Annotated in this window: 24 protein-coding genes, 1 tRNA gene and 1 riboswitch; of the genes, 13 read left to right on the top strand and 12 right to left on the bottom strand. The window is 66.2% G+C overall.

The window, feature by feature from the left end; genetic code table 11:
* Nucleotides 1-137: 137 nt before the first annotated feature.
* On the top strand, nt 138-1178 hold the full coding sequence (locus VRZ08_RS23485) for an Hsp33 family molecular chaperone (RefSeq protein WP_408017280.1): 1041 nt from the start codon (nt 138-140) through the stop codon (nt 1176-1178).
* A gap of 105 nt (nt 1179-1283) precedes the next feature.
* Here VRZ08_RS23485 and apaG read toward each other — a convergent pair whose 3' ends face one another.
* Complete coding sequence (gene apaG / locus VRZ08_RS23480; RefSeq protein WP_011160302.1) at nt 1284-1676, bottom strand: Co2+/Mg2+ efflux protein ApaG; 393 nt, start codon at nt 1674-1676, stop codon at nt 1284-1286.
* Between the two features lie 250 nt (nt 1677-1926).
* Between apaG and VRZ08_RS23475 the strand changes: the two genes are divergently transcribed.
* From VRZ08_RS23475 to VRZ08_RS23465, 3 genes are read left to right on the top strand one after another with little or no spacing between them, the layout of a single operon-like run.
* Nucleotides 1927-3192: an OpgC domain-containing protein gene (locus VRZ08_RS23475; RefSeq protein WP_414534071.1), complete on the top strand. Its 1266-nt coding sequence runs from the start codon at nt 1927-1929 to the stop codon at nt 3190-3192.
* Complete coding sequence (locus VRZ08_RS23470; protein ID WP_107346303.1) at nt 3189-3968, top strand: SGNH/GDSL hydrolase family protein; 780 nt, start codon at nt 3189-3191, stop codon at nt 3966-3968. Before VRZ08_RS23475 ends, VRZ08_RS23470 begins: the two co-directional genes overlap by 4 nt.
* Nucleotides 3968-4945 (top strand): SGNH/GDSL hydrolase family protein, encoded by a 978-nt coding sequence (locus VRZ08_RS23465; RefSeq protein ID WP_414534070.1) that lies wholly within the window; start codon nt 3968-3970, stop codon nt 4943-4945. Before VRZ08_RS23470 ends, VRZ08_RS23465 begins: the two co-directional genes overlap by 1 nt.
* A gap of 145 nt (nt 4946-5090) precedes the next feature.
* On the opposite strand, the gene VRZ08_RS23460 is transcribed toward VRZ08_RS23465, so the two are convergent.
* The gene (locus VRZ08_RS23460; protein WP_414534069.1) at nt 5091-6302 is read right to left on the bottom strand and encodes an O-succinylhomoserine sulfhydrylase; all 1212 of its coding nucleotides are present in this window, start codon (nt 6300-6302) and stop codon (nt 5091-5093) included.
* 74 nt (nt 6303-6376) lie between these two features.
* A riboswitch (SAM riboswitch) is annotated at nt 6377-6456 on the bottom strand.
* 110 nt (nt 6457-6566) lie between these two features.
* Here VRZ08_RS23460 and VRZ08_RS23455 point away from each other — a divergent pair.
* Nucleotides 6567-7673: a 2'-deoxycytidine 5'-triphosphate deaminase gene (locus VRZ08_RS23455; protein WP_107346300.1), complete on the top strand. Its 1107-nt coding sequence runs from the start codon at nt 6567-6569 to the stop codon at nt 7671-7673.
* 6 nt (nt 7674-7679) lie between these two features.
* Here the strand turns inward: VRZ08_RS23455 and VRZ08_RS23450 are convergent, their stop codons facing one another.
* From VRZ08_RS23450 to VRZ08_RS23440, 3 genes are all read right to left on the bottom strand, one after another.
* Complete coding sequence (locus tag VRZ08_RS23450) at nt 7680-8093, bottom strand: HEPN domain-containing protein (protein ID WP_414534068.1); 414 nt, start codon at nt 8091-8093, stop codon at nt 7680-7682.
* Nucleotides 8090-8446 carry a nucleotidyltransferase domain-containing protein gene (locus VRZ08_RS23445; RefSeq protein ID WP_414534067.1) on the bottom strand — a complete coding sequence of 119 codons (357 nt, stop codon included), beginning with the start codon at nt 8444-8446 and terminating at the stop codon, nt 8090-8092. Before VRZ08_RS23445 ends, VRZ08_RS23450 begins: the two co-directional genes overlap by 4 nt.
* Before the next feature lie 79 nt (nt 8447-8525).
* The gene (locus tag VRZ08_RS23440; RefSeq protein ID WP_414534066.1) at nt 8526-9869 is read right to left on the bottom strand and encodes a PQQ-dependent sugar dehydrogenase; all 1344 of its coding nucleotides are present in this window, start codon (nt 9867-9869) and stop codon (nt 8526-8528) included.
* Between the two features lie 147 nt (nt 9870-10016).
* Here VRZ08_RS23440 and VRZ08_RS23435 point away from each other — a divergent pair, with 147 nt between their 5' ends.
* Complete coding sequence (locus tag VRZ08_RS23435; RefSeq protein ID WP_414534065.1) at nt 10017-11066, top strand: hypothetical protein; 1050 nt, start codon at nt 10017-10019, stop codon at nt 11064-11066.
* A gap of 110 nt (nt 11067-11176) precedes the next feature.
* Entirely contained in the window at nt 11177-12613 is a 1437-nt protein-coding gene (locus VRZ08_RS23430) for an MATE family efflux transporter (RefSeq protein ID WP_414534064.1), read from the top strand.
* Here VRZ08_RS23430 and VRZ08_RS23425 read toward each other — a convergent pair.
* Nucleotides 12610-13188: a methylated-DNA--[protein]-cysteine S-methyltransferase gene (locus VRZ08_RS23425; protein ID WP_414534063.1), complete on the bottom strand. Its 579-nt coding sequence runs from the start codon at nt 13186-13188 to the stop codon at nt 12610-12612. The genes VRZ08_RS23430 and VRZ08_RS23425 overlap by 4 nt on opposite strands.
* 194 nt (nt 13189-13382) lie before the next feature.
* Here VRZ08_RS23425 and VRZ08_RS23420 point away from each other — a divergent pair.
* A tRNA-Gly gene (locus VRZ08_RS23420) sits at nt 13383-13456 on the top strand.
* A 261-nt stretch (nt 13457-13717) separates the two neighbouring features.
* Complete coding sequence (locus VRZ08_RS23415) at nt 13718-13867, top strand: hypothetical protein (RefSeq protein ID WP_159059388.1); 150 nt, start codon at nt 13718-13720, stop codon at nt 13865-13867.
* A gap of 846 nt (nt 13868-14713) precedes the next feature.
* Here the strand turns inward: VRZ08_RS23415 and VRZ08_RS23410 are convergent.
* Complete coding sequence (locus VRZ08_RS23410) at nt 14714-15247, bottom strand: hypothetical protein (RefSeq protein ID WP_107346292.1); 534 nt, start codon at nt 15245-15247, stop codon at nt 14714-14716.
* Nucleotides 15248-15758: 511 nt separating this feature from the next.
* Here VRZ08_RS23410 and VRZ08_RS23405 point away from each other — a divergent pair.
* Nucleotides 15759-17375 (top strand): alpha-amylase family glycosyl hydrolase, encoded by a 1617-nt coding sequence (locus VRZ08_RS23405; protein WP_414534062.1) that lies wholly within the window; start codon nt 15759-15761, stop codon nt 17373-17375.
* Between the two features lie 139 nt (nt 17376-17514).
* Here the strand turns inward: VRZ08_RS23405 and VRZ08_RS23400 are convergent, their stop codons facing one another.
* The 3 genes from VRZ08_RS23400 to VRZ08_RS23390 all read right to left on the bottom strand — a co-directional run bounded on the left by VRZ08_RS23400 (nt 17515) and on the right by VRZ08_RS23390 (nt 22345).
* Nucleotides 17515-19200, bottom strand: coding sequence for an alpha-amylase family protein (locus VRZ08_RS23400; RefSeq protein WP_414534061.1), 1686 nt, complete (start codon nt 19198-19200; stop codon nt 17515-17517).
* A 139-nt stretch (nt 19201-19339) separates the two neighbouring features.
* The gene (locus VRZ08_RS23395; protein ID WP_107346289.1) at nt 19340-19693 is read right to left on the bottom strand and encodes a PRC-barrel domain-containing protein; all 354 of its coding nucleotides are present in this window, start codon (nt 19691-19693) and stop codon (nt 19340-19342) included.
* Between the two features lie 480 nt (nt 19694-20173).
* Nucleotides 20174-22345: a TonB-dependent receptor gene (locus VRZ08_RS23390; RefSeq protein WP_414534072.1), complete on the bottom strand. Its 2172-nt coding sequence runs from the start codon at nt 22343-22345 to the stop codon at nt 20174-20176.
* Nucleotides 22346-22531: 186 nt separating this feature from the next.
* Here VRZ08_RS23390 and nikR point away from each other — a divergent pair, with 186 nt between their 5' ends.
* Nucleotides 22532-22972 (top strand): nickel-responsive transcriptional regulator NikR, encoded by a 441-nt coding sequence (nikR, locus tag VRZ08_RS23385; RefSeq protein ID WP_346295905.1) that lies wholly within the window; start codon nt 22532-22534, stop codon nt 22970-22972.
* A gap of 16 nt (nt 22973-22988) precedes the next feature.
* On the opposite strand, the gene VRZ08_RS23380 is transcribed toward nikR, so the two are convergent.
* On the bottom strand, nt 22989-23708 hold the full coding sequence (locus tag VRZ08_RS23380) for a DNA-3-methyladenine glycosylase family protein (RefSeq protein WP_414534060.1): 720 nt from the start codon (nt 23706-23708) through the stop codon (nt 22989-22991).
* 121 nt (nt 23709-23829) lie between these two features.
* Here VRZ08_RS23380 and gluQRS point away from each other — a divergent pair, with 121 nt between their 5' ends.
* A complete protein-coding gene (gene gluQRS, locus VRZ08_RS23375; protein ID WP_346295903.1) occupies nt 23830-24711 on the top strand; it encodes a tRNA glutamyl-Q(34) synthetase GluQRS in 882 nt (293 codons plus the stop codon).
* Nucleotides 24712-24810: 99 nt separating this feature from the next.
* The gene (locus VRZ08_RS23370; RefSeq protein ID WP_414534059.1) at nt 24811-26028 is read left to right on the top strand and encodes an ATP-binding protein; all 1218 of its coding nucleotides are present in this window, start codon (nt 24811-24813) and stop codon (nt 26026-26028) included.
* Here the strand turns inward: VRZ08_RS23370 and VRZ08_RS23365 are convergent.
* Entirely contained in the window at nt 25955-26848 is an 894-nt protein-coding gene (locus VRZ08_RS23365; protein WP_346295901.1) for a YihY/virulence factor BrkB family protein, read from the bottom strand. The genes VRZ08_RS23370 and VRZ08_RS23365 overlap by 74 nt on opposite strands.
* Nucleotides 26849-26885: the final 37 nt, after the last annotated feature.

Below are 26885 nucleotides of genomic sequence, written 5' to 3'. Positions count from 1 at the left end.
CCACCCGACCGGCCTTACGGCCGGCCACCCTCCCCGCAAAGGGGGAGGGAGACTAAAGCCTGCCCCTTGGCATCGCTGCCATTCGCCTTCCAGTCCGGCCCTTTCGAACTTCGTCCTCTGCCCCCAGATAAGCGCCCATGACCTCACAAGCCCCCGATCCGACCACCCCCGAGATGCCCTCCGTGCGCGCGCCTTCCGCGGTGCCGATCGACGACAGCGTGCTGCCGTTCGAAGTCGGCCCGCTCGATCTGCGTGGCCGGCTGACCAAGCTCGGCCCGGCGCTCGATGAGCTGCTCGCCAAGCACGCCTATCCGGTGCCGGTCGCCAAGCTGCTCGGCGAAGCCATCGTGCTGGCGACGCTGCTCGGCTCGTCGCTGAAGTTCGACGGCCGCTTCATCTTGCAGACTCAGACCGACGGCCCGGTGTCGTTCCTGATCGTCGACTTCCAGGCGCCCGACCGGCTGCGCGCCTATGCGCGCTACGATGAGGCGAAGCTCGAGCCCGGCCTCAGCTCCGGCGCGCTGCTCGGCAACGGCCATCTGGCGATGACGATCGATCAGGGCCCCGACATGCGGCGCTATCAGGGCCTCGTGGCGCTGAACGGCGGCGGCCTCGAGGAGGCGGCGCACGAGTACTTCCTGCGCTCCGAACAGATCCCCACCAAGGTGCGGCTCGCGGTCGGCGAAGAGTGGCGTGGCGGCGAAGGCGGCCGGCATCACTGGCGTGCCGGCGGCATGCTGCTGCAATTCCTGCCGAAGTCGCCGGAGCGCGCGCGCCAGGCCGATCTGCATCCCGGCGACGCGCCGGAAGGCACGCAGGTTCACACCGTCGATGAGGACGACGCCTGGGTCGAAGGCCAGTCGCTGATCGCGACCGTCGAGGATGTCGAACTGATCGATCCGGATCTGTCCGGCGAGCGGCTGCTGTATCGGCTGTTTCACGAACGCGGCGTGCGCGTGTTTTCGTCGCTGCCGATCAAGGCGGAATGCTCGTGCTCGCGCGACGCCGTCTCCCGCATGCTCGCCCGCTTCGCCCCGCAGGACCGCGCCGACATGGTCAAGGACGGCAAGGTCGTGGTGACCTGCGAGTTCTGCTCATCGGTGTATGAGTTTACGCCGGAAGAGGCGGGGGTGGAGTCGGACGCGGGTGCGACGGACACCGAGGCGACGAACAAGTAGTTAGTAGGTCGTAGGATGCGTTGAGCCGCAGGCGAAACGCATCATCACGGCGTGCAGAGTCTCACCTGGGTTTCGCTCCGCTCAACCCAGGCTACGGGCGCACGATCAATTCAGCGTCCGCTTCCCTTCCGGGCTATCGAGCGAAAACGGCGGGACGTCGATCTCGAACTTTTCGCCCGCTTCGGTTTCCATTTGATAGCGGCCGGCCATGAAGCCGGAGGCGGTCGGGAGGGGGACGCCGCTGGTATATTCGAACCGTTCGCCCGGCGCGAGCACCGGCTGTTCGCCAACCACGCCTTCGCCGCGCACTTCCTGGGTCCGGCCGGAGGCGTCGGTGATCACCCAATGCCGGGTGCGCAGCTTGACGGTTTCTTCGCCCGAATTGGTGATCACCACGGTGTAGGACCAAAAATACTGCCGGTTCTCCGCCGAGGAACGCTCCGGCAGATAATTGGGCTCAACGGTCACTTCGATCCGGCGGGTGACGGCGCGGTACATGGCTCGATTTCCAGCTCTTGGCCCAAATATAGCGAAAATCAGCGTTGAAACCAGTCGTTCGGAACGACTTTCAGGTTGTGGTCGCACGCTTCCGCGGTTTCAACATAGTTCCGCGCTAGCCAGCGGCCGCGCCGGAGCAGCGCTCTTCATGGCTGCGTCAGGGTGTCCGCCGAATGCCGTCAGACCTTCGCCGCCGGCAGCTCGGCTGCTATAGCAACGACAGGCGCATTGCGCGCCGCAATGGAGCCGCATGACTCCTCCCGTCACCACCGTTGCCGAGCCGGTCACCGGCGCGCCGCCCGCAGGCGGTCCGCCGGCCGAGCCGGCTGCGCCGCCATCGCGGCCGGCGACCCCGCCGCCGCGCAAGCCGGCGCCGAAACGGGAATTGCGGCTGGATCTGTTTCGCGGCCTGGCGCTGTGGCTGATCTTCATCGATCATTTGCCGGCCAACGTGCTGACCTGGTTCACGCTGCGGAATTACGGCTTCTCCGACGCCACCGAGATCTTCATCTTCATCTCCGGCTACACCGCCGCCTTCGTGTACGGCAAGGCGATGACCGAGCTCGGCTTCGTGGTTGCGGCGGCGCGCATCCTGAAGCGGGTCTGGCAGATCTACGTCGCGCACGTGTTCCTGTTCACGATCTTCCTGGCGGAGATCTCCTACGTCGCCACCAGCTTTCAGAACCCGCTGTATTCCGAGGAAATGGGCATCCTCGACTTCCTCAAGCAACCCGACGTCACCATCGTGCAGGCGCTGCTGTTGCGGTTTCGCCCGGTCAATATGGACGTGCTGCCGCTGTACATCGTGCTGATGTTCTTCCTGCCGCCGATCCTGTGGCTGATGCGGCGATGGCCCGACGTCACGCTGGGGTTGGCGACACTGCTGTACGCCGCGACCTGGCAGTTCGACCTGCATCTGACCGCGTATCCGAGCGGCGCTTGGGTGTTCAATCCGTACGCTTGGCAGCTGCTGTTCGTGTTCGGCGCCTGGTGCGCGATGGGCGGCGCCAAGCGGCTGTCACGGGTGCTGGCGTCGAAAGTCACGCTGTGGCTGGCGGTCGCCTATCTGGTGGCGGCGTTCTACGTCACGCTGACCTGGTACACGCCGCAATTGTTCCACACCCTGCCGAAATGGCTCGAACAGTGGATGTACCCGATCGACAAGCCGAACCTCGACGTGCTGCGGTTCGCGCACTTCCTGGCGCTGGCGGCCCTGACGGTGCGGTTCATTCCGCGCGATTGGCCGGCCTTGAACTCGCCCTGGTTGCGGCCCTTGATCCTGTGCGGCCAGCACTCGCTCGAGATCTTCTGCATTGGCATCTTTCTCGCTTTCGCCGGCTATTTCATCCTGGCGGAAGTCTCCGGCGGCGCGGTGCTGCATTTCTTCGTCAGTGTGACAGGGATTTGCATCATGTCTGCCGCTGCGTGGCTGTTCTCGTGGTACAAGAATGTGGCGAGCAAGGCCGGGTCGCGGACACCACCGGACGCCGACCTCGCGGGAGGCGATGCAGCATGAAGGCCGTGGCGATGGCCGGCTTGAAGTGGATGGTGGCCGTGGCGCTGCTCACGGCGGTCGGCTTGTCGCCCCGCGCAGCCGTCGCCGAGGATGCTCCCACCTGTGTTCCGCCAGCCTATCTGCTGGCCAGCGAAGCCAAGTTGAAGGGCGTCGCCGCGGCGCTGAAGACCACCCACAAGCTCGACATCCTGGTGGTCGGCAGCCGCTCCTCCACCATCCTATCTGCCGAAAACAGCTCCTATCCCGGCCGGTTGCAGACCCTGCTGCGCGACCGTTTCCCGGGCGTGACGATCAACGTGATGGTCGAGATGCGGCCGAAGCGCACCGCGGCCGACATTGCCACCGGGCTGGCGGCGCTGGTCGCCGAACGCAAGCCTGTGCTGGTGATCTGGCAGACCGGCACGTTCGACGCGATCCGCTCGATCGACCCGGACGATTTCCGCACCGCGTTGGGGCAGGGCATCGATGCGGTGAAGCAGGCCGGCTCTGACATCATCTTGATGAATTTGCAGTATAGTCCCCGCACCGAGACCATGATCAATCCGGCGCCATATCTCGACGCGATGCGGGTGGTGGCGCAGGAACACGACGTCCCGCTGTTCGACCGCTTCTCTCTGATGCGCCACTGGAACGAGACGGGCGAATTCGATCTGTTCAGCCCGGCGCCGGGGATTGATCTGGCGCTGCGCGTGCACAACTGCCTGGCGCGCGCGCTGATGGCATTCGTCATCGAGGCTGCGCAGACCGATCCGGCGGAGGCAAGGACCCAGCGTTAATGAGAGTTTCCGGCCCTTTGAGATCGGCCGCCGTCGCGGCGTTTTTGGCGACGGCGTCCCTCCTGATCGCTCCTCCGCAAAGCTTCGCGCAGACCCCATCGGAGCCAGCCCCGCCAGCCGCCGAGGCGGCGCCGGCCGTGGCGCCCGGCGAGGGCGAGGTCGATGTTTCTACGCTCGAGCGCAAGAAAACCGTCGCGGGCGCCGCGCTCGACAAGATTAAAGATGTTGCCAAGCAGGCCGGTGACATCCTCGGCCGGGTGCCATGCCTGCCGCCGAAGGGCGGCGCCAAGTCGATCGGCGCCTTGCCGCGGGTGGCGCGCAAGCTGGCCGATCACCGCCCGGTGGTGATCGTGGCGTTCGGCTCGTCCTCCACCCAGGGCTACGGTTCGACTTCGCCGGCCTTTAATTATCCGAACCGGCTGGCGGCGCAGCTCCGCCGCCATTATCCGGCCTCCGACATCACCGTGGTCAACAGCGGCAAGGGCGGCGAAGACGCGCCCGAAATGATGCGGCGGCTGAAGTCGACGGTGCTGGATGCGAAGCCCGATCTGGTGATCTGGCAGGTCGGCACCAACGCGATCCTGCGCAACCTCGATCCGGCCGACACCGGCAAGCTGGTCGACGACGGCATCAAGGCGATCCAGTCCGCCGGCGCCGATATCGTGCTGGTCGATCCGCAATACGTGCCGCGCGTCAACGAACGCGGCGAGAACGCCGGCAAGATGATCAAGGCGCTCGGCCGGCTCGCCGAGTTGCGCCGCGTCGGCATCTTCCCGCGGTTCGAAGTGATGAAGGAATGGCACGAGCAGCAGGCCATCCCGTTCGACAAGTTCGTCATCGCCGACGGGCTGCACATGAACGATTGGGGCTACGCCTGCTTCGCGCAGCTGCTCGGCGACGGCATCATCCGCTCGGTCGACCAGGTCCGTCTCGGCACCGCCGGTCCGAGCGACGTCACGGCGTTCCGGCCGATGTAACGAATGCGGCGATGACTGCGGTCGTCGCGCGCGCAATCAGCTGATCGGTCTCACGTAACCGCTGGTCACGACGTTACCGAAACAGTCCCGGACGACGCTTTGCGTCGCCCGATACTTCACTCTTGCTGCCGATACGGCGGCTCGCTCACACCTTGTCGAGCGCGGCGAGCAGGTCCTCGATCAGATCGTCTTTGTGCTCCAAGCCGGCCGACAGCCGGATGAAGCCTTCGCTGATGCCGAGTTCGGCGCGCGCTTCCGGCTTCAGCCGCTGATGCGTCGTCGTCGACGGATGGGTGACGAGGCTCTTGGCGTCGCCGAGATTGTTGCTGATCTTCACCAGCTGCAGCGCGTTGAGGAAGCGGAACGCCTCGGCCTTGCCGCCCTTCACTTCGAAGCCGACCAGGGTCGAGCCGGCAGCCATCTGCTTTTTCACCGTGGCGGCCTGGGGGTGATCGGCGCGGCCCGGATACACCAGGCGCGGCACCTTCGGATGGCCCGCCAGCGCATCGGCGATCGCGGCCGCATTGGAGGTCTGCTTCTCGACCCGAACTGCCAGCGTTTCCAGGCCCTTCAGCAGCACCCAGGCGTTGAACGGCGACAGCGACGGGCCGGTCTGGCGCAGATACATCTGGATGTGTTCTTCGATGAACGCCTGCGAAGAGAGCACCACGCCGCCGAGACAGCGGCCCTGGCCGTCGATGTGCTTGGTGGCGGAGTACACCACGACGTCGGCACCGAGCTGCAGCGGGCTCTGCCAGATCGGCGTCGCGAACACGTTGTCGACCACGAGCCGTGCGCCGGCCGCATGGGCGATCTCGGCGATCGCGCCGATGTCGAGCACGTCGAGGGTCGGGTTGGTCGGGCTCTCGAGGAAGAACGTCTTGGTGTTCGGCCGCACCGCCTTCTGCCACTGGTCGAGATCGAGGCCATCGACCAGCGTCGACTCGATGCCGTAGCGCGGCAGCAGGTCTTCGACGACATAGCGGCACGAGCCGAACATCGCCTTGGAGGCGACGACGTGATCGCCCGCGCGCAGCGGCGCTAGCATCGCGGCGGTCACCGCCGCCATGCCGGTGGCGGTCGAGCGCGCCGCTTCGGCGCCTTCGAACTCCGCCATCCGCTGCTCGAAGCTGAACACGGTCGGGTTCGAGAACCGCGAATATTGGAAGCCGGCGTCATCGCCGGTGAAGCGCGCTTCGCACTGCTCGGCGCTGTCGTAGACGAAGCCCTGGGTCAGGAACAGCGCCTCGGACGTCTCGCCGAATTGCGAGCGCAAGCTGCCGGAATGCACCAGGCGGGTCTCGCGGCGGAAATGGGCCGTGGCGGGAACGGGAATGGTCGGTTTGGACTCGGACATGTGGTCTCCAGCGTGCCCACATCGGACGAGGCGGGCACAAAAAAACCGGCCTGGGGCTCAACCCTCGGGCCGGGACCACAACGTCCCCGGCCTGTTTAGCGACTTGTTTAACGTGGCTGCAAGCCGGCCGGCTCAAATCACCACGGGATAAGTCGGGCTCTTAATCCTCCGTACTCTTCCCGTCAAGCCGGGCTTCGGCTAGCGGTTGAGGCTCGTATCTGAGTTTCCCGGAGGGCATGGCTTGCGCTCCGAAGGACCGACACCGTGCCGTTCACCCTGCCGCCCGACGCCAACGGAATTCTGCCCGACCGCATGATCGCGGCGATGACGGAGTCGGGCCTGATCCTACCGGACTATCCGTTCGTCGAGAGCCAGATCCAGCCGGCCAGCCTCGATCTGCGGCTCGGGCCGATCGCCTACCGGGTGCGCGCCAGCTTCCTGCCGGGGCCGGACTGCACCGTGGCGGAGCGGATCGATGAGCTGAAGCTGCACGAGATCGACCTGTCGGACGGCGCCGTGCTGGAAACCAACTGCGTCTATATCGTGCCGCTGCTCGAAAGCCTGGCGATGCCGCGCCACATCGTGGCGGCCGCCAATCCGAAAAGCTCGACCGGCCGGCTCGACGTATTCACCCGGGTGATCGCCGACGGCACCCGCCGCTTCGACATGATCGGCGCCGGCTATCACGGTCCCCTCTACGCCGAGATCAGCCCGAAGACCTTCCCGGTGCTGCTGCGCGAAGGCTCGCGGCTGTCGCAGGTCCGTTTCCGCGTCGGCCAGGCCACGCTGGAGCAGGACGAACTCGACGCGCTGCATGATGCCGAGCGGCTGGTCGATGCCGACGACGCCGACCTCACCGGCGGCGTCGCGCTCAGCGTCGACCTCTCGGGCGAGAACTCCGACGGTTTCGTCGGCTACCGTGCCAAGCGCCACACCGGCGTCGTCGATATCGACCGCCGCGGCGGCTATGCGGTCGGCGAGTTCTGGGAGCCGATCGCGGCCCGTCCCGACGGCACGCTGATCCTCGATCCCGGTGAGTTCTACATCCTGGCTTCGAAGGAAGCCGTGCAGGTCCCGCCGGACTACGCCGCCGAGATGGTGCCGTTCGATCCCTTGGTCGGCGAATTCCGCGTGCACTATGCGGGCTTCTTCGATCCTGGCTTCGGTTACGAAGGCGCCGGCGGCTCGGGTGCCCGCGCGGTGCTGGAAGTTCGCTCGCGCGAAGTGCCGTTCATTCTCGAGCACGGCCAGATCGTCGGCCGCCTGATCTACGAAAAGATGCTGTCGCGCCCCGACGCGATGTACGGCCAGCGCATCGGCTCGAACTACCAGGCCCAGGGCCTGAAGCTGAGCAAGCATTTCAAGGCTTGAGTTCGATCACGACTGCTGACGGTCGAGGTCTCCACGCACGAGGGCGATAGCCGTTTCGGTCTGCTCCAGCTTTGCCGCTATTTCTTCTGCCGTCAGGTGCGCTTCCGTGGCGGGGTCGTCGGAAGGGTAGCGAAACGCGGTTGCCCAGGGTGTGATCGACGAGAGCTCTTCGAACAGCGGTCGGGCCGTGTCTCCGACCGGTACCAGATTGGTCAACGCAACGAGATCGTGCCCTCGGCCGCCGTGCCGCGGAAAAGCGATGCGAAGAGCAATCAGCCGTGCCTTGATCGCCTTCTCGGCGGCTTGTTGAGCCAGATAGGCGGCTTGCGGCAATGAAGCTGGAGGAGTGAGCAAGCGGCGTGCCGCAGTTGCGTCGCTCGTAGCCAGATCAAGCCAGAGCCCGGGATCGCTCGAGCTCATGGCGCCAATGAAAGCGCGGTCTTGTCGAAGACGACGCGGCCGTCTCGCTCGATCTGATGACTGATGCTGCTGGAGTCGGCCCGCGCCGCTTCGAAGCGGCTTCGACGCATAGGCACGATTTGGATCGGAATGCCCAGATCCGAAACCTGCTGCCACAGAGAGACCGGCGTGAACACTCCCGGCGCGACGTCGTCGCTCAGGATCACGCACAGGTCGTAATCACTATCGGGCGTGTGGTCTCCGCGTGCTCGGCTTCCGAACAGGATGATCGTCTCGACCGGCCCGACCGTGGCCAACCGGTTGACGGCCTCGCGCAAACATAGCGGTTCGTCGATGTCGAAAGCGACGCTCATGCGCAACTTATAGCATGAACGCCCCCAAAAATCAGCACCACCGATCCAGTTGTCGGAATGCTGCGCGGGCGAGGTGCGCTCAACGGGATGCCGACTGATTACCCGCCGGGGTCACCCGCCAGATCGCGTTGCCGACGTCGTCGGCGACCAGCAGCGCGCCGCGCTGGTCCAGCGCGACACCGACCGGGCGGCCCTGCGCCTGTTCGTCGGCGTTGAGGAAGCCGGCCAGAACGTCGCGCGGCGGCCCGGACGGTTTGCCACCTTCGAACGGGATGAAGATCACCTTGTAGCCGGAGTGCGGCTTGCGATTCCACGAGCCGTGTTGGCCGACGAAGGCACCGCCCTTCATCGCGTCGGGAAACAGATCGCTGGTGTTGAAGGCGAGCCCGAGCGAGGCCGTGTGGTTGCCCAGCGCGTAGTCCGGCACGATCGCTTTCTCGACCAGATCCGGCCGCGGCGGCTTGACGCGGTCATCGACGTGCAGGCCGAAGTAGCTGTACGGCCAGCCGTAGAATCCGCCGTCCTTCACCGAAGTCATGTAATCGGGCACGAGGTCGCTGCCGATCTCGTCGCGCTCGTTGACGACGACCCACAATTCGCCGGTTTCGGGATGAAAAGCCGGACCGTTAGGGTTGCGCAGGCCGGACGCGAACAGCCGCGTCGCGCCGCTCTCCCGGTCGACCTCGATCACGGCGGCGCGGTTTTCCTCGACCGCCATGCCGTGTTCGGCGGCGTTGCTGTTGGAGCCGGAGGTCGCGTACAGCTTGCTGCCATCCGGGCTGGCGACGAGATCCTTGGTCCAGTGATGATTGAGCGGGCCGGCCGGCAGATCGGCCAGCTTTTCGCCCGCTGCGGTGATCCGGGTGTCGCCCGGATTGTAGGGGAAACGCACGATCGCATCGGTGTTGGCGACGTAGAAGTCGTTACCGACCAGCGCCATGCCGAACGGCGAATTGAGGCCCTGGAGGAACGTCTCGCGGATCTCGGCGACGCCGTCGCCGTCGGCATCGCGCAGCAGGGTGATGCGGTTGGCGCTCGGCGTCCGGGCGCCGGCCTGCCCCATGACGTACTCGGCGACCCGGCGCTTAAGGCCCTTGCCCTCTTCGGGGCGTTCCGGCGCATTGGTTTCGGCCACCAGCACGTCGCCGTTCGGCAGCACGTGGATCGTGCGCGGGTGATCGAGCCCACTCGCGAACGCCGTCACTGCAAGTCCCTCGGCCGGTTTCGGAGTGGCGCCTTCCGACCAGCCCACCGCCTTGGCGATATTGACGGTCGGCAACAGCGTGTTCGCCGGCTCCGGCAGCGTCGGCGAGGGGCCGAAATCTTCGCCCTGTGCCAGATTGGACTGATCGCCGCAGGCCGCGAGCGGCAGCACCAGGGCGAGGCACAGGGCGAGCCGGCTGGTCGGAAGCGATCGGCGCATCTCCAAATCTCCACGGAAGGAACTGAACAAGGCAATGTAGGAAGCGGGGTTGTGTTCAATTTCCACCCGTGAAAATCGGTGAGACGGCTGGTCGCAGGGCGGCCGCGGCAGAAACCACGAACAAAAACAACAACGGGAAGAGAGCCGATGGGAGAAGCGTCCGAGACCGCGCAGGCGGTGCGGTCGCGCGCATGGCGCGGCGTCGCCGAGCTGTATCATGCGGTGTTCACCGGCTTGGTCCTGACTCTGGTCAGCCGCCGCGGTACGGCGGATGCTGCCGAATTCGTATTCCGGGTGTTTCGCCGTCAGCAGCAGGAGCGCTTCGTCTCCGGGCTCGCCAAGCTCGGGCTCAGCGATCTGCCGCCGGCGGTCGCGGCGGCGCAGTATCACTATCTGTCGAACTGGATCGGCGGCGTGCATGTCGAATACATGTACGAAACCGATCGCAAGGCGTGGATCCGCTATCCGCCGCCGCGCTGGATCTGGCGCGGCACCGCGATCTGCGGCGTGCCTTCCGAGGTATCGAAGGCGATGCTCCGCGGCTGGCACGCCAACAATGGCGTCGCGCTCGGCAATCTGAAGCTCGGCTTCGTCTGCACCAAGCAGAGCGTCGACGGCCAGGACGGCCTGGAAGGCTATTACTACGAGGCCGACCATGCCCTCGAGCCGGACCAGCGGCTGCAATTCGCCCGCCATCTCGAAGCGCCGCTGTTCGATCCCGCGGCGGCGCCGGCGCTTCCGGTCGAAAGCTGGCCGAAGTCGCGGCTGGAGAAGGCCTATCGCAACTACGCGATGGAATATGTCCGCACCGCGGCCCCAACCCTGGTGCAGCTGTTCGGCCCGCTCGATGGCGGCTATCTGCTGCATCTGACCGGCAAGCTGATCGGGATGCAGAGTTACGACGAGCTGGCAGCGGCGCTCGGCGTCACCGGCCGCGATGCCGCTGGCTTCGCCGCCATGCTGCGGGCGCTGCTCGATGCGCAGGGCGATGACGTCGAGCTGCGCGAGGTCGGTGGCGGCTTCGAATTGCGGCAGCGCGGCTGGAAATTGATGGACGGCGTTGCCGACGCCGATCCGGCCTGCGTGCGTGTCCTCGAAGGGCTGGCCGAGGGGCTAGCCGCGGCGTGCGGCCGGGGCATCGCTGTCAGTCTGGCCGGCGATCACCGCACCGCCTCGCTGGTTTGGACGGTGCGCTGAGCCGTTCCAACCTATCTGCGGGTGGCCATGCGCGGCGCGACCATCGCGCCGGCCCGGAACGGTGATAGGAAGGCTGAGGCCCGGCTGAAGATCGGGCTCGGGGGAAACGCATGTCCGATATTGCCGTGGCGGAGCTGCCACCGGTCGCGCAAGCCGCGCCGGCTCCGCCTGCGCCGTCGCCTCCGCCCCCCAAAAATCCGCTGCTCGACGACGGCATCCTGCGCACGCTGCTGCGGCTGTCGTGGCCGAACGTCGTGGCGCTGACCGCCGGCACCTGTGTGGCGATCGCCGAGACCTCCTATATCGGCCGGCTCGGCACCGAGGCGCTGGCCGCGATGGCGCTGGTGTTTCCGTTCGTGATCCTGACCATGACGATGTCCGGCGGCGCGATGGGCGGCGGCGTCGCGTCGGCGATTGCGCGGGCGCTCGGCTCCCGCGACGACGACCGCGCCGCGGCACTGGCGATGCACGCGCTGCTGATCGGGCTGTGCTTCGGCTTGGTGTTCACGGTCGGGATGCTGACGTTCGGCGAGCGGGCGCTGGCGCTGCTCGGCGGCCGCGGCGCGGTGCTGAGCCAGGCCGCCGGCTACGTGCACATCTTCTTCGCCGGCGCGGTGGTGCCGTGGCTGATGAACACGTTCGCGGCGATCCTGCGCGGCACCGGCAACATGAAGCTGCCGTCGCTGATGATCCTGAGTTCGGCGATGCTGCAGATCGTGCTTGGCGGCGCGCTCGGCCTCGGTTTCGGGCCGATCCCGCGGTTCGGCATGCCCGGCGTCGCGGCCGGCACGCTGACGGCGTTCTCGATCGGCGCTGCGGTGATGGCCTGGGTGATCTTCTCCGGCCGCGCCGGGGTGAAGCCGCGGCTCGCCGGCCTGCGGATCGAGCGCGGCATGTTCGTCGACATCCTGAAGGTCGGCGCGGTGTCGTGCTTCTCGCCGCTGCAGTCGGTGCTGACGATCACGATCTTCACCCACATGCTGGCGCATTTCGGCACCGCGGTGCTGGCCGGCTACGGCATCGGCGGCCGGCTCGAATTCATGCTGACCTCGATCGCGTTTGCGGTCGGCATCGCGTCGGTGCCGATGATCGGCATGGCGATCGGCGCCGGCCGCGTGAAACGGGCGCGGCAGATCGCCTGGACGGCGGGGCTGGTGTCGTTCCTGTTCGTCGGCGTGGTCGGCACCGGGATCGCGATCTTCCCGCACCTTTGGATCGACCTGTTCACCGACGACACAGCGGTGCGGCTCGCCGGCGAGCAGTATCTGCGCGCGGCCGCGCCGATGTACGCGTTCATCGGGTTGGCGATCTCGATGTATTTTTCCGCGCAGGGCGCTGCCAGGGTGCTCGGACCAGTGCTGGCGCAGACCGGGCGGCTGCTGTTCGTCGTGATTGGCGGCTGGCTGCTGATCCAGCACCACGGCAGCACCGGCAGCTTCTATCTGCTCGCCGCCGGATCGATGGTGCTGCTCGGGCTGACGTCGGCGCTCAGCGTGCTGGTGACGCGCTGGGGGCCAAAGCCGCCGGCCGTGCCGATCGTCCGCTAGCGGTCAGCCTGCCGCGGGGCAAACGGCAGCAGCACGTCGAACAGGCTTGGGCCGCTGGTGGCGAGCGCGCCTTCGAGCGACAGCAGGCGTCGCCGGGTGATGGCGCCGCCATTGGCGCAGATGCCGCTGGTGTCGCCCGCGGCTGCGAGCGCGCGGTGGCACGGCACGATCAGGGCGAACGGGTTGCGCCGGATCGCCTGGCCGACCGCATGCACGGCGCCGGAGGCGCGGAGCTGCTTGGCGATCTCCGCAAAGGTCAACGTCTCGCCGCGCGGGATTGCGCGGACCGCCGCATAGACGCGGCAATCGAACGCCGGAATCCCGCCGAGATCGAGCGCAACGTCGGAAAACTCCCACGGCTCGCCGCGCAGCGCCGCCGCAATGCCGTCGATCACCGGTTCGATCCAGGCCTCGGCACGGCTCTCGCGGGCATCCGGGCAGAGCCGCAGCAGCCGGCGGCGGGTGTCGATCTCGCGGTTTTCGGCCAGCTGCACGGCAAGCACGCTGCCGCGATCCCATGCGATCGCGCATCGGCCCATCATGGTGTCGAAGATCGTGTAGGCAGCCCTCGCCATAGTCAGAACCGTACCAGCGAAAAGCGGGGACGCATCTAGAAAGTAAACAAATTATTAACAACTTTAACGAGTCGGCATTGCGGTGCGGGAGGGGCTGCGGCGTCGCGCGCCGGCCCCCTTAATGATCGCCCCTTGGCGGCGCGCCCGGTCTCGGCTAGATCAGAGTCCGTCGCCGCGTCAGCGCGGCGCCCGGCGCGGGCGTAGTTCAATGGTAGAACGGCAGCTTCCCAAGCTGCATACGAGGGTTCGATTCCCTTCGCCCGCTCCAACCAACCCCCTCACGCGTTCCCCTGATCTCGATCGGCTGTTGTTGCGGGTTACCGCGAAGTGGTTGCGGCTTCCGTCAAACCAGCGCTGTTCGGTACGCTATCGCGCGCCAATCCCGGAGTTGGAGCCGTTGTCGCCGCTTGCTCTGCGCTGCGCGCACGGCAGCCTGCATCCGGAGTGTGCTCCGGTTGATCGGCGTCAACGCCGCCGCCGCCGATCAGCAGGAAGCTTAGTTACTGCTTCATTGCAGGGGGGTACGGCAATGACGACCACCATGATGACTTTCGACATCTTGCTGTTGGCTGCGGCCGCGGTGTCGACGGTGCTGATTTTGTTCGGCGTAGTAATCGCGAGCGGTCATGAAGGCGAGCATCAGCACGCCAACGCCCGCGTGATGTCCCGCCACGACTGATCGTCACACGGCCTTTCGCGGTCGGCGTCAGGACTTGCCGACCGCGTTGTTCAGGTCGTGCTTGATCGTCTCCAGCAGCGAATTCAGCACATCATTGTGCGCAGGCGCTTGGCTGCGCGCAGGTGCCGGGATCGGCCTGCTGGGCGAGCGATGCTGAGCAGAAGGTGTGACCGGCGGCAGTGGTGCCGGTAACAGCGGTTGCGCCGTGGTAAGCCGATTTCCGGCAGGCTGAGACGGGATGGTTGGGGCCGGTGGTGCCGGGCGCTGTGGCACAGCGGATGTCCGAGACGGTGGACGAACGCTAGTTTGAACCGGTGGGACTGCGGCACGCGCCGCCGCTGGCCGATGAGGCGTAGCTTCCCGGGGATGATTGGTCGCCGGCGCGGTGTGTTGCTGCCGCATGGAAGCCGGCTCGGCTGACGTAGATGTAGTAGATGTAAGCGTCGCCGCACCTTCCGGGCTGACGAAATCGCCATAGAGTACGTCGTCGTGGCGACCCATCCACCACAGCGCCGTGCCATAGGCCGCTGCCAGTGCGATGATCCCGAGCAGGCTGAGCTCCAGCATCAGAGCCACCCCGCCCCGACAGGATGAGCTGGTGGTTGCGCGGGTGCCGCCAGACGGAAAAAGCGCATCCGGTCGGCCTTGGTCGCCGACCTTGTTACTTGGATGCAAAATTTTGTGCGCGGCGATCGCATGCGTAATCCCGAAACTAATCAATTGATTCCGGAACCCACACGGCCCTGCAAGTTATTTTTAATCCAATTCAAATGGATGCAACGCAAAAAAGAAGCGCCGGGCAAGCCGGCGCTTCCAGCAACTCAATAAGTGATCGGCGATCGCCGATTAGCGACCGGCCAGCACCGGCAGGCCGAGCATCGACGAGAACGGCGCCGGGTTGTTAATCAGCTGAGCCGAGGCCTTCTGATTGCTGGCGAGCGACGACCAGGCGTCCTGATTCTTGGTCAGGGACGACCACGGCTTCTGGCTCGAAGCGAGCGACGACCACGGCTTCTGCGACGCCGAGAGCAGCGGACCGAACATCGAGGACAGGAAGAAGTTCGGGCTGGTCAGCTCGGGGAAAATGCCGCCGAGGGTGGTGCGGGAGTCGGTCAGCCGCGGCGCGCCGGTCAAGCGGGCGGACGAATCCACCAGCGAAGCGCTGCTGCCGTGGCGAGAGGAGACGTCGCGGATCGCGCCGTGGCGGTTGAGGATCGCGTCGGCCTGGCCACCCTTGCCGAACGGCGGGTCGACCGTGACCACGGTACCGTCCTTGTCGCTGGAGACGATCGCGGCGTTGCTGAACGAAGCGGCCTTGAGCTCCGCGACGGCCGCCTGCGCCTTGGCCGCGTCCTGATACACCTTGAAGATCTGCGTCATTACTACCTTCCTCTAGAGTGATGCGTTGGTTGGAATTTCAGTCTTTGACCGACAATTCGTTGGCAACCCACCCAGTTCCCAACTTGGCATAGTTTCGCGACGCGGCAAGCCCTGCAAACACCAGGTTACCGGCGGCATCGCGCCGCAGCAGAACCTGCTTGCTTGCAGTAAATAATCACTTGCGATCAAGACGGTTCGATCAACTCCAGCCGGATCGTCAGTTCACGAATGCGTTGACCGGTAGCCCGGTATAGTTTGTCCCCGGCATCGACGCCCGGCCGTCGGGCTCACCGTGCCTCCGATTCTTGACGGGCTGATCCTGCCGCTCATCTCCGACAGGCGGATGACTCTGCCGTGGCCCGGCGCTGCGGACCCTCCCTTTGACCTCAGATGCAAGACATCCGTTCACGGCCCTGACGCACGACTGTGCAACCACAGCGATCCGGATTCGGCCGTGCTCGGAACAAAGCCGCGCCCTGCCGCGTCTGAGACCGACAGGGGGGAGATGTGAATGGAAACCGTTGCGGGCGCGTCGTGGTGGATGGCGGGGGTGCTGTATCAGATCTATCCGCGCTCGTTTCAGGACAGCAACAGCGACGGCATTGGGGATTTGCGCGGCATCATCGATCGGCTCGGCTATCTGTCCGATCTCGGCGTCGACGCGATCTGGCTGTCGCCGATCTTCCCGTCACCGATGGCGGACTTCGGCTATGACGTCGCGGACTATGTCGGCATCGATCCGATCTTCGGCACCATGGATGATTTCGACGCGCTGGTGCTCACCGCGCATGCCCGCGGCCTGAAGGTCATTCTCGATCTGGTCCCGAACCATTCGTCCGACCAGCATCCCTGGTTCATCGAGAGCCGGTCGTCGCGCCACAATCCCAAGCGCGATTGGTACATCTGGCGCGATCCGGCGCCGGACGGCGGGCCGCCGACCAATTGGCTGTCGGAATTCGGCGGCAGCGGTTGGGAATATGACGACGCCACCGGCCAATATTACTATCACGCCTTCCTCAAGCAGCAGCCCGATCTCAACTGGCGCAATCCGGAGGTGCGGGCGGCGATCTTCGAGGCGATGCGGTTCTGGCTGCGCAAGGGTGTCGATGGCTTTCGGGTCGACGTGATCTGGCATCTGATCAAGGACGATCAATTCCGCAACAACCCGCCCAACCCGGATTTCCGCCCCGGCATGCCGCCGCACGCTGCACTGCTTCCGGTATATTCGGCCGACCGGCCGGAGACGCTCGCGGTGGTGGCCGAGCTGCGCAGCGTGATCGAGGAGTTCGATCATCGTCTCCTAATCGGCGAGATCTATCTGCCGGTCGAGCGGCTGGTGGCGTATTACGGCGCCGGGCTGAAGGGCGCGCAGCTGCCGTTCAACTTCGCGCTGCTGTCGACCCCATGGCGTGCCCGCGAGATCGCCGGGCTGATCGAGCGTTACGAGCTGGCGCTGCCATCGGGCGCATGGCCCAACTGGGTGCTGGGCAATCACGACCGGCCGCGGGTGGCGGGCCGGGTCGGACCGGCGCAGGCGCGCGTCGCTGCGATGCTGCTGCTGACGCTGCGCGGCACCCCGACGATGTATTACGGCGACGAGCTCGGCATGGAGCAGGTCGAGATCGCGCCCGAGGACGTGCAGGACCCGTTCGAGAAGAACGTGCCGGGGATCGGCGTCGGTCGCGACGGCTGCCGCACGCCAATGCAGTGGGACGCCTCAGCGAATGCCGGCTTCTCCGATGCCCGGCCGTGGCTGCCGCTGGCGCCCGATGCCACCCAGGACAACGTCGCCAATCTGCGGGCGGACGCGCAGTCGATCCTTAATCTGTATCGCGCGCTGCTGCGGCTGCGGCGGCAACTGCCGCAGCTCGCGCTCGGCGATTATCAGCCGCTCGCCGCGGAGGGCGATCTGTTGCTGTATCGCCGGCGTCATCAGGGACAGTCGGTGCTGGTGGCGCTCAATCTCGGACCGGATCCGATCTCGGCCGCGTCGGACGCCATCGGACTCGACGGCGAGGTGCTGTTGTCGACCATGCTCGACCGCGCCGGCGAACGGGTCGGCGACACCCTCGATCTCCGCGGCAACGAAGGCATCATCGTCGGAAGCGCGCCGGAGGAGGTTGTGTAGCCGCCCGAGCCCGACCTTTTCCAACATCTTCTCCGTCATTGCGAGCGAAGCGAAGCAATCCAGAGCTTCGGGCACTGAGGTGCTGGATCGCTTCGTCGCTGCGCTCTTCGCAACGACGATTTGAAAGGTCGTCGATGGTTCAGGCCTTCGCGCGTCCGCCGCCGTCGACTTCGGTCCGGCGCAGCAGATAATCGAGGCCGCCGACCCTGAACCAGCGATAGCCGTAGCCTTCGATCAGCAGCTTGTGCCGGCCGCGGGTGGCGCGGCTGTGATTGTCGCCGAGCAGGTCGATCAAGGTATCGCCGGCATCATCGGGCAGCCCGACCGCGAACGACACCTCGCGCGGCTGCTCGTCGAGATTGTGCACGAACAGCGCTGAATTGTTGCGCCAGTCGTAGCGCAGGATCAGCACCGCGGGATCGCGCGCGGCGATCACCTTGAAGTCGCCCCAGCCGATCTCCGGCACTTCCTTGCGCATCCGGATGATGCGCTCGGTCCAGTTCAGCATCGAATCCGGATCGCGGCGCTGCTGGGCGACATTGACGTGCTCGAAGCCGTAGGCGCCGTGGTCGATCACCGGGATCTCCGGCTTGTCGCTCTTGGTGAAGCCGCCGTGCGGCTCGGTCGACCATTGCATCGGCGTGCGCGCGCAGCGCCGCTCGGGCAGCGCCAGATTGTCCCCCATCGCGATCTCGTCGCCGTAGCGGATCACCGGCGTGCCCGGCAGCGTCATCATCAGGCTGTAGGCGAGCTCGAGCCGGCGCTGATCGCCGCCGAGCATCGGCGCCAGCCGGCGCCGGATGCCGCGATCGTACAGCTGCATGGTTTTATCCGGACCGAACTTCTCGAACACGATCCGCTGCTGCGCCTTGGTCAGCCGGCCGAGATCGAGCTCGTCGTGGTTGCGCAGGAACAGCCCCCATTGCGCGGTGGCCGGTCGCGGCTTGGTGGCGGCAAGCGCGTTGGCCAGCGGGCCGGTGTCGGCGGCGGCGAGCGCGTAGAACAGATGCTGGTTCACATGAAAATTGAACATCATCTGCATGCGTTCGCCGTCATCGCCGAAATAGTGCAGGTCGTCTTCGGGGCGGACATTGGCCTCGGCCAGGATGATCGAGTCGCCTTTGCGCCATTGCAGGAATTCGCGGAAGGTTCGCAGCATGTCGAACTGTTCGACAGGCTTCTTGACCTTCGGACCTTTGGTGGCGATCACGAACGGCACCGCGTCCATCCGGAAGCCGGACACGCCGAGCTGAATCCAGAACCCCATGATCTTCAGGATCTCTTCCTGCACATAGGGATTGGCGGTGTTGAGGTCGGGCTGGAATTCGTAGAAGCGGTGGAAGTACCAAGCCTTCGCCTGCTTGTCGTGAGTCCAGGTCGACTTCTGTACGCCCGGAAACACCATGCCCTGGTCGGCGTGGGCGGGCTTCTTATCCGACCACACATACCAGTCGCGATAGGGCGAGTTGGGATCGGCGCGGGCCTGCTTGAACCAGGGATGCTGGTCGGAGGTGTGATTGACCACGAGGTCGATGATCACCCGCATGCCGCGCTGTTTGCATCCGTGGGTGAATTCGACGAAGTCGCCGAGCGTGCCGTAGCGCGAGTCGACGCCGTAATAGTCGGAGATGTCGTAGCCGTCGTCGCGATAGGGCGAGGGCTGAAACGGCATCAGCCAGATCGCCGTGACGCCGAGCCCGTGCAGATAATCGAGCCGCCTTGTCAGGCCCTTGAAGTCGCCGATGCCGTCGCCATTGGCGTCCATATAGGTCGCGACCGACAGGCAGTAGATTACGCCGTTCTTGTACCAAAGGTCGTCGATCATCGGCGCTCGGCGGCTTGGGAGGAGGGGGGGGTGGCGGCGCATTGCGAGGGGCGAAGCGAGGAAGCAATCCAGCGCCGTGCTCGGCGTTCCTGGATTGCTTCGCTCCGCTCGCACTGACGGACAGACTGGCGGCGGACCGTCAGGTCAGCGCCACGCCGTAATAATCGTCGACCTGGCGCGCGCCGCGCCAGTCCCATTCCGAGCCGCGGCCGTATTTCGGCGCGCGTTCGAGTTGGTCGACGGTGACCATCACCTGATAGCCGCCGAGCTCGACATTGTATTTCAATGCCGGCCAGGGCAGCGGATAGTGATCGTCGCCGATGCCGAGGAAGCCGCCGAATGACAGCACCGCGTAGGACACGCGGCCGCTGACCTTTTCGATCATCAACCGCTCGATCGAGCCGATCTTCTCGCCGTCCGGCCCGTACACCGCGGTTCCCTGCACCTTGTCGCTGCCGATCAGCTTGAGGGTTTCGTTGGCTTCTGGGTTCATGTTGGTCTCCCTGTGAGCGAAACCAACGAGCGGATCGAAAACCTGTTCCGCGCCCGAGCCTGCGTCATCGCCTCTTCACAAACCGGAGAATCGTACTTATCCTCTCTTCATCGGAAACAACGGAAGGAGGTGGTCCAGTGTCTCTCTCGAAACGCTGTCACCTCGCTGGGGACGCCCGCTGAGGTTGGCTGACTGAGCATCGTTGCGGCGGGCACGAGACCCGCTCGCCGGAAGTGATGCACGAGCAGTGAGCCGCTCGGCCGAGGCGTCTCGCAGCGCCTGGGAACCAGCGAGTTACGAGGCGCGCGTCGGCGTTCACACGCCGGCGCGCGTTTGTGTTTTGGAGCATTTTGTCACGTCAGTGACTGTCACTTCAGCAACTGTAGCTCGGATGCAGCGAAGCGAAATCCGGGTCTTGGTCTGCGGCTTCCCGCATTCCGCTGCGCTGCATGCAGGCTACGGCGCATGCGGGCGGGGGCGTCAGAACGAACCCGCGAGCGTCAGCCGCACCGCGGTTGGTTCTGCCGGATGAACATGGCGATCGTTGATGCCGCCCAGCGGTTCGCCGGGCAGTCGTGACAGATAGTAATATTCGATCTGATTGGTCTTGGCGTTGAACAGGTTCAGCACGTCGAGCTGCAGCCGCACGCCGTTGTCGAAACGGTAGCCGGCGCGGGCATTGAAGATCAGCGACGACAACGAATGCACGCTGTCGTCCTCGATCAGCGGCCGCGGTCCGAAATAGCGGCCTTTCAGTGCGCCAAACCAGCCGCGTTGTTCGCCGAGCGTGATGCCGGCGCTCGCCACCCAGGCCGGTGCGCCCGGGATGAAGTCGCCAGCCGGGTCGAAATCCGTGAACCGCGCTTTGGTATAGGCAACGTCGAGATCGACGCCGAGCCAGGACAGCGGCCGATACTGGCTGGTCCACTCGACGCCGACGCGGCGGCTCGGCCGGCTCGGCTCGGTGGTGCCGGCATCGCCGACGAACAACAGCTCGGAGTCGAAATCGAGCACGAACACCGCGAGCGAGGTCGTTAGTCCGGGGATCGATCTGTTGCGGATGCCGAGTTCGGCGCCCTTGGAGCGCACCAGCAGCGGCACGCGGTTCACCGGATCGCCCGAGTTGGGATCGACCGTGATGGTGGCGCCGCGGATGTCGTTGCTGTGCAGCCCGGTGCCGGCGTTGCCGTAGAATTCGGTGCCGACCCAGGGGCCGAGCACGATGCCGGCTTTCGGGCTGGTCATCGCCGCCGACGCATTGCCGGAGTTGGCCGGATTGTCGCTGATCACCCGGCCGGTGAAGAAATCCTGCCGCACGCCGGCGGTGGTGCGCAGCCAATCGGTCCAGCGCACGGTGGTGTCGGTCCACAGCCCGAGCGACTGCTCGGAGACATCGTCGGCCCGCACCGTCGACAGCCAGTCGCGCTGATAGGTCTTGTTGAGGCCGACATTGATGGTGTCGGATCGCGTCTGCAGCCCGACCCGGGTTTCCACCGGCAGTCCGGCGAACCGGTAGTCGAAGCGCTGCGTGCCGTTCAGCCCGAGCACGGTGCGGCGGTCGTGCTGGTTGAACTGGTCGCCGTTCACCGGGTCGTCGAGGAAATAGGTGAAGTTGTTATAGAGCTGCAGCGACGAGCGGATCACATAGGCGTTGATGTCGGTCTGGCCGATGTCGCTGGATTTCGCGAACCGGCCCGACAGGCTGTAGCGGCTGGCGATGCCGCCGTCGGTCGGATCGAGCGAGCCATAGCGGCCGATCAGGCCCTGGTCGATCGCGCGCTGCGCCACCTGGTCGGTCGAGGTCCAGCGGTTGGAATAGGCCATGCCGGTCAGCGAGAAGCCGTCGGTCATGGTGCCCTGGCTGTAGCGCAGCACACCGTTCAGCTTGCGGACGTTGTCCGGCACGTCCCACGGGCCGTTGTAGGTGTTGGCTTCGAACGCGGCGAGCCAGGTGCCGTCGCCGACACGGGTCGAGCCGGCGCCGAGCAGCCGGCGATAGCCGAAGCTGCCCACCGTCACCTCGGCGAGGGTCTTGGGCATCGCTCGCAGATATTCGATGCCGAGCGCGCCGGCCGAGCCGAAGTCGCCGACGTCGGCGAAGTACGGCCCCTTGCGCACCGTCATGGTGCTGATCAGTTCGGGGATCAGGAAGTTGACGTCGGCATAGCCCTGGCCGTGGCCATGGGTCGGCATGTTCACCGGCATGCCGTCGATGGTGATGGCGAGATCGGTGCCGTGGTCGAGATTGAAGCCGCGCAGGAAGTATTGGTTGGCTTTGCCTTCGCCCGAATGCTGGGTGACCACCAGTCCGGGCGCGGCTTCCAGCGCTTCGCCCGGCCGCATGAACGGCAGCGCGTTGATCTCCGCGCCGGTGATGACGCGGCTGCTCGCGGCCTGATTCTGCGGTGCGCTCATGGCATCGGTTGCAGCGTTACTGCTCGGCGCTGACGACGATGAGGAGGCGGACGGTGATGGTGCCGGGACAGCGCGGCCGTCGCGCGCAGCGGTCGCGGGGGCGTGTCGCCGCGGCGGCTTGGGCTTGGCTTCGGCCGGGGCGTCGATGGTGACCTGCGGCAGCGCCTGCTCGGCCCACGCCGTGCCATTCACCACAGCAAAACTCAACACGATGCAGCCGACCGCGCAGCCGCGCATCATCTCTCGCCGGACACTCGCCACGCGCACCCCCTCGTGTCCTGCATCGTTGCAAGACGCGCCCGCCCCAAATCTGTTATCGCAGGCGGTCCCGGCAGAGCGCCCACGGTCGCAACGTGCCCGGCGAGTATGACGAAGTCAATCAAACTTCATACTGACAACCTGGTAACCAGCAAGAGGCACTCGATGCACCGCGTCACCATCACGCTCGACGACGACCTGATGGAGAAGCTCGACGCCATCATCGCGGCGCGCGGCTACCAGAACCGCTCCGAGGCGATCCGCGATCTGGCGCGGATCGGCATCCAGCAGACCGCGGCGGAGACCGCCGGCGGGCATTGCGTCGGCGCGATGGTCTATACCTATGATCACTCCAAGCGCGACCTGCCGCGCAAGCTGACGCAGAGCTTCCACCATCACCACGATCTGTCACGCGCCACGATGCACGTGCATCTCGATCATGATCAGTGCCTGGAAGTGACGATCCTCGACGGCAACGCCAGCGAACTGCAGCATTTCGCCGACCACATCTTCGCCGAACGCGGCGTCCGCTATGGCCGGCTGGTGACGATTCCGGCGGAGCCGCCTTCAGAGGATCACGACCATCATCACGAGCATGAGTCGTGATCTTGAACGGAAGCCTTCAGCGTGACGGCGACTTCCGCACGCGAGGCGTCTTTGCCGGGGCTTTCTTCGCCACGACTTTCGCCGCCTTGTCGTCGCCGATCACGCCCTCGCGCCGCTTCACTGCGTGGTAATAGGCCCACCACAGATGCGCCGCGGCGCCGCGTAACGGGCGCCAGGGTTCGGCGAGCGGCGCCATCTGTTTCACGGTCGGGCGCGCTTTCAGGCCGAGACCGATCCGCATCGCTTCCTGCACCGCGAGATCGCCGGCCGGCCAGGCGTCGCCGTGGCCGAGGCAGAACAGCAGATAGATGTCGGCGGTCCACGGCCCGATGCCGTGCAACGCCGTCAGCGTGGCGTGGGCGGCGTCGGCGTCTTCTTCAGCCAGCACATCGAGGTTGAGCCGTTCAGCGGCGAGCTCCTTGGCCAGTGCCTTCAGCGTCTTGATCTTTGCGGTTGAAAGACCGAGCCGCGCCAGCCGGTCGGCCCGCGCCCGCTTGATCGCGCCGTGCTCGAACGGATCGAACGCCGCGGAGACCCGGCCCCAGATCGCTGCGGCCGACGCGGTCGAGAGCTGCTGGCCGCAGACGATCGCGGCGAGGCCGGCAAAGCCCGGCTCGCGCCGGCGCAGCGCCGGCATGCCGGCGACCTGAAGCACGGGCTTGAGCCGCGGGTCCCGCTTCACCAGCGCGGTGATGGCGTCCTCGAGGTCGGCCTGGCTGTCGAGATGAATGGTCATCAGGTGGTTCGGCTTTCCGGCGTCGTGCGCGGGCTTGACCCGCGCATCCATCCGCTATCGTAAAAGAGTCTCTCATCCGATGGATTGCCGGATCAAGTCCGGCAATGACGTCAGGGGTTCAATGCCGCCACCCGTTTTCCGATTTGCCCCGAGCCCGAACGGCTATCTGCATCTCGGCCACGCTTTCTCGGCGCTGCTGAATGCCGATCTGGCGCGGGCGAGCGGTGGCCAGCTGCTGCTGCGGATCGAGGACATCGACCGCACCCGATGCCGGCCGGAATTCGAGCAGGCGATCTATCAGGATCTGTCCTGGCTCGGCATCGGCTGGGACGGCGAGGTGCGGCGGCAATCGGATCATCTCGAGCTGTACCGTGACGCGGTGACGCAACTCGCCGCCAAGGGGCTGATCTATCCGGCGTTCGAAACCCGCGCCGAGATCGCCCGGCTGGTCGCCGATCAGGAAGCAGTGTCGCCATGGCCGCGCGATCCCGACGGCGCGCCGCTGTATCCGGGAGCCGGCAAGCAGCTTTCGCCCGCGCAGCGCGACGAGCTGATCGCCGCCGGTGTGCCGTATGCGCTGCGGCTGGACATGTCGGCTGCGATCGCGTTGGCCGGCGAACTGAGCTGGCAGGAACTCGGCAAAGGACCGGACGGCGAAACCGGCACCATCGCGGCGCGGCCGGAGGCGTGGGGCGACGTCATCATCGCGCGCAAGGAAACGCCGACCAGCTATCATCTATCGGTGGTGATCGACGACGCGCTGCAGGGCATCACCGAGGTGGTGCGCGGCGCCGATTTGTTCTGGTCGACCTCGGTGCATCGGCTGCTGCAGCAACTGCTCGGCCTGCCGGCGCCGGTGTATCGGCACCATGCGCTGCTGCGCGATGCGGAGGGCCGCAAGCTGTCGAAATCCACCGGGTCGACCGGCCTGCGCGAGCTGCGCGCCGCCGGCGTCACGCCGGCCGAGATCCGAACCTTGGTCGGGCTTGCGGCGCCCATCTGAACGCCGCCTGATGCCGCCTGCATCGATCCCGGCGCCCACGCGCGGCGTGACTCCACAGCGGCGAGCGTGGCATTGTAGCCGGGACGGCTCGGGGGACTCATGGCGGTGAAATCGCGCGCGTTGCGCAGCGGGCGGACGCAGGTCAAGCGGACGCCGCCGAAACGCGTCCGTCGCAAGAAGCCCGCCTCGTCCGGCATGATCGAGACCGTGCTGGCGACCTTCGCGCACGAGGTCCGCACCCCGCTCACCGGTATCCTGGCAGTCAGCGAATTGCTGGCGACCTCCGATCTCAACGAGCGGGAGCGCCGCTGGGTCGACACCATCAAGGCCGGCGCCGAGCATCTGTCCGGCCTCGCCACGCTGTTCGTCGACGCCGCCCGGCTCGGCACCACCGGGCTCGGGCTGCGGTCGGAGTTCTTCGATCTGCGGGCGCTCGCCCGCCATGCCGGCGATTCGCTGTCGGGCCGCGCCGCCGCCAAGGGGCTGCGGGCCACGGTGACGATTTCGCAGCGGCTGCCGGGCTTTGCGATCGGCGACGCGGTTCGGCTGCGCGCCGCGCTGGAAAACCTGATCGACAACGCGGTGAAATTCACCGAGCACGGCGACGTGGCGCTGAAGGTCACCGCCGCAGCCGCCGGCCGCGGCAAGGCGCAGGTGTCGTTCGCGGTGTCCGACAGCGGCATCGGGCTGTCGCTCACCGAGATCAAGCGGCTGTTTCGGCCGTTCTCGCAGGCCAATGTCAGCATCGCGTCGCGGTTCGGCGGCGCCGGCCTCGGTCTGTCGTCGGTGCGGCAAATTGCCCGGGCCCTCGGCGGCGACGTCACGGTGGCGCAGCGGCCGCGCGGCGGCACGGTCTTCACCCTGACGGTGACGCTGGAGCGGGCCAAGCCGCCTCAGATGGCGACGCCGGACGGTGCGATCCGCGCCACCGGCGGCGGGCGGCTGCGCATCCTCAGCGTCGAGGACAATCCGTTCGGGCGCGTGGTGCTGAACGCCATCCTCACCGAGCTTGGTCATTGCTGCGAATTCGTCGGCAGCGGCGAGGCGGTTCCGGAGCGGCTGGCGAAGGCCGAGTTCGACGCGGTGCTGATGGATATGGTGCTGCCGGGCATCAGTGGCGTCGAGGCGATCCGGCTGATCCGGGCGCTGCCGCCGCCGCTGCGCGCGGTGCCGATCATCGGCGTGTCGGGACGCGATCAGGACGAAGCGGCGGCCCGTCAGGCCGGCGCCGATGCGTTCCTGCTCAAGCCGGTTTCGCCCCGGGCGCTCGCAACTGCGCTTCTTGCAGCGTCATCCCCTCGGGCAGCCGCGACTTGATGATCGCGGCATTGAGTTCGCCGCCGTAAACGAAAATCGCGGCGATGAAATACAGAAACACCAGCGCGATGATCACCGACGCCAGGCCCGCATACATCGACACGTAGTTGTTGGCGAACCGCGCCAGATACATGCCGAAGGTGATGCCCGAGATCAGCGACGCGGTGATAGTGAAGACGATGCCGGGCAGGATCTGCCGGAACGACCGCCGCCCTGCCGGCAGATAGGCGTGCAGCAGGAACAGCGCCACCGTCAGCGCCGTGATCGCAATGCCATAGCGGCCGATCGTCAGCAACGGCTCGTTATTGTGCACCAGCAGCGGCACGTAGTGCCGGGCGGTGGCGAGGATCAGTGGGCCGAGCACGATCAGAAACCCCATCGCCAGCGCGGTAAATGCCGCCACCAGGGTGTAGCCGATCGACTCCAGTCGCAGCAGATACCACGGCCGCGGCTCGATCACCGCATAGGCACGGTTGAGGCCGACCCGCAGGCTCTCGACGCCGTTGGAGGCGAAATACAGCGCCAGCAGCAGGCCGATGGTCAGCACCCCGCCGCGGGTGGTGGTCAGCACGTCGTGGATCTCGCCCGACAGCGTGCTGGCGACCTGCGCAGGCCAGACGTCGAGCAGCAGCTCGGCGGCGCGGTCGGCGAGTTCGCGGGAGCCGACGAAGCCGGCCAGCGAGGTGAGCACGATCAGGAAGGGAAACAGCGCCATCAGGGTCGACAGCGCGATATGGCTGGCGATCGCCCATCCGTCGTCGGCCAGGAACGTATAGAGCGCATCGACTGCGACCGCATAGGCGTAGCGGATCTGCCTCACGGGTCACCTTGTCACGAGTTGCGGCCGGCGGGATGGC

It is taken from the genome of Rhodopseudomonas sp. G2_2311, from assembly GCF_047501505.1.
Classification (GTDB): Bacteria; Pseudomonadota; Alphaproteobacteria; order Rhizobiales; family Xanthobacteraceae; genus Rhodopseudomonas; species Rhodopseudomonas palustris_H.
The sequence above is the reverse complement of the archived record's forward strand: the minus strand, read 5'-3'. Positions and strand labels throughout refer to the sequence as shown.

Bases quoted from the DNA above. Each gene is read 5' to 3' on its own strand.
- VRZ08_RS23485 (WP_408017280.1), top strand. From the start codon at position 138: ATGACCTCACAAGCCCCCGATCCGACCACCCCCGAGATGCCCTCCGTG.
- apaG (WP_011160302.1), bottom strand. From the start codon at position 1,676: ATGTACCGCGCCGTCACCCGCCGGATCGAAGTGACCGTTGAGCCCAAT.
- VRZ08_RS23475 (WP_414534071.1), top strand. From the start codon at position 1,927: ATGACTCCTCCCGTCACCACCGTTGCCGAGCCGGTCACCGGCGCGCCG.
- VRZ08_RS23470 (WP_107346303.1), top strand. From the start codon at position 3,189: ATGAAGGCCGTGGCGATGGCCGGCTTGAAGTGGATGGTGGCCGTGGCG.
- VRZ08_RS23465 (WP_414534070.1), top strand. From the start codon at position 3,968: ATGAGAGTTTCCGGCCCTTTGAGATCGGCCGCCGTCGCGGCGTTTTTG.
- VRZ08_RS23460 (WP_414534069.1), bottom strand. From the start codon at position 6,302: ATGTCCGAGTCCAAACCGACCATTCCCGTTCCCGCCACGGCCCATTTC.
- VRZ08_RS23450 (WP_414534068.1), bottom strand. From the start codon at position 8,093: ATGAGCTCGAGCGATCCCGGGCTCTGGCTTGATCTGGCTACGAGCGAC.
- VRZ08_RS23445 (WP_414534067.1), bottom strand. From the start codon at position 8,446: ATGAGCGTCGCTTTCGACATCGACGAACCGCTATGTTTGCGCGAGGCC.
- VRZ08_RS23440 (WP_414534066.1), bottom strand. From the start codon at position 9,869: ATGCGCCGATCGCTTCCGACCAGCCGGCTCGCCCTGTGCCTCGCCCTG.
- VRZ08_RS23435 (WP_414534065.1), top strand. From the start codon at position 10,017: ATGGGAGAAGCGTCCGAGACCGCGCAGGCGGTGCGGTCGCGCGCATGG.
- VRZ08_RS23430 (WP_414534064.1), top strand. From the start codon at position 11,177: ATGTCCGATATTGCCGTGGCGGAGCTGCCACCGGTCGCGCAAGCCGCG.
- VRZ08_RS23425 (WP_414534063.1), bottom strand. From the start codon at position 13,188: ATGGCGAGGGCTGCCTACACGATCTTCGACACCATGATGGGCCGATGC.
- VRZ08_RS23415 (WP_159059388.1), top strand. From the start codon at position 13,718: ATGACGACCACCATGATGACTTTCGACATCTTGCTGTTGGCTGCGGCC.
- VRZ08_RS23410 (WP_107346292.1), bottom strand. From the start codon at position 15,247: ATGACGCAGATCTTCAAGGTGTATCAGGACGCGGCCAAGGCGCAGGCG.
- VRZ08_RS23405 (WP_414534062.1), top strand. From the start codon at position 15,759: ATGGAAACCGTTGCGGGCGCGTCGTGGTGGATGGCGGGGGTGCTGTAT.
- VRZ08_RS23400 (WP_414534061.1), bottom strand. From the start codon at position 19,200: ATGATCGACGACCTTTGGTACAAGAACGGCGTAATCTACTGCCTGTCG.
- VRZ08_RS23395 (WP_107346289.1), bottom strand. From the start codon at position 19,693: ATGAACCCAGAAGCCAACGAAACCCTCAAGCTGATCGGCAGCGACAAG.
- VRZ08_RS23390 (WP_414534072.1), bottom strand. From the start codon at position 22,345: ATGCGCGGCTGCGCGGTCGGCTGCATCGTGTTGAGTTTTGCTGTGGTG.
- nikR (WP_346295905.1), top strand. From the start codon at position 22,532: ATGCACCGCGTCACCATCACGCTCGACGACGACCTGATGGAGAAGCTC.
- VRZ08_RS23380 (WP_414534060.1), bottom strand. From the start codon at position 23,708: ATGACCATTCATCTCGACAGCCAGGCCGACCTCGAGGACGCCATCACC.
- gluQRS (WP_346295903.1), top strand. From the start codon at position 23,830: ATGCCGCCACCCGTTTTCCGATTTGCCCCGAGCCCGAACGGCTATCTG.
- VRZ08_RS23370 (WP_414534059.1), top strand. From the start codon at position 24,811: ATGGCGGTGAAATCGCGCGCGTTGCGCAGCGGGCGGACGCAGGTCAAG.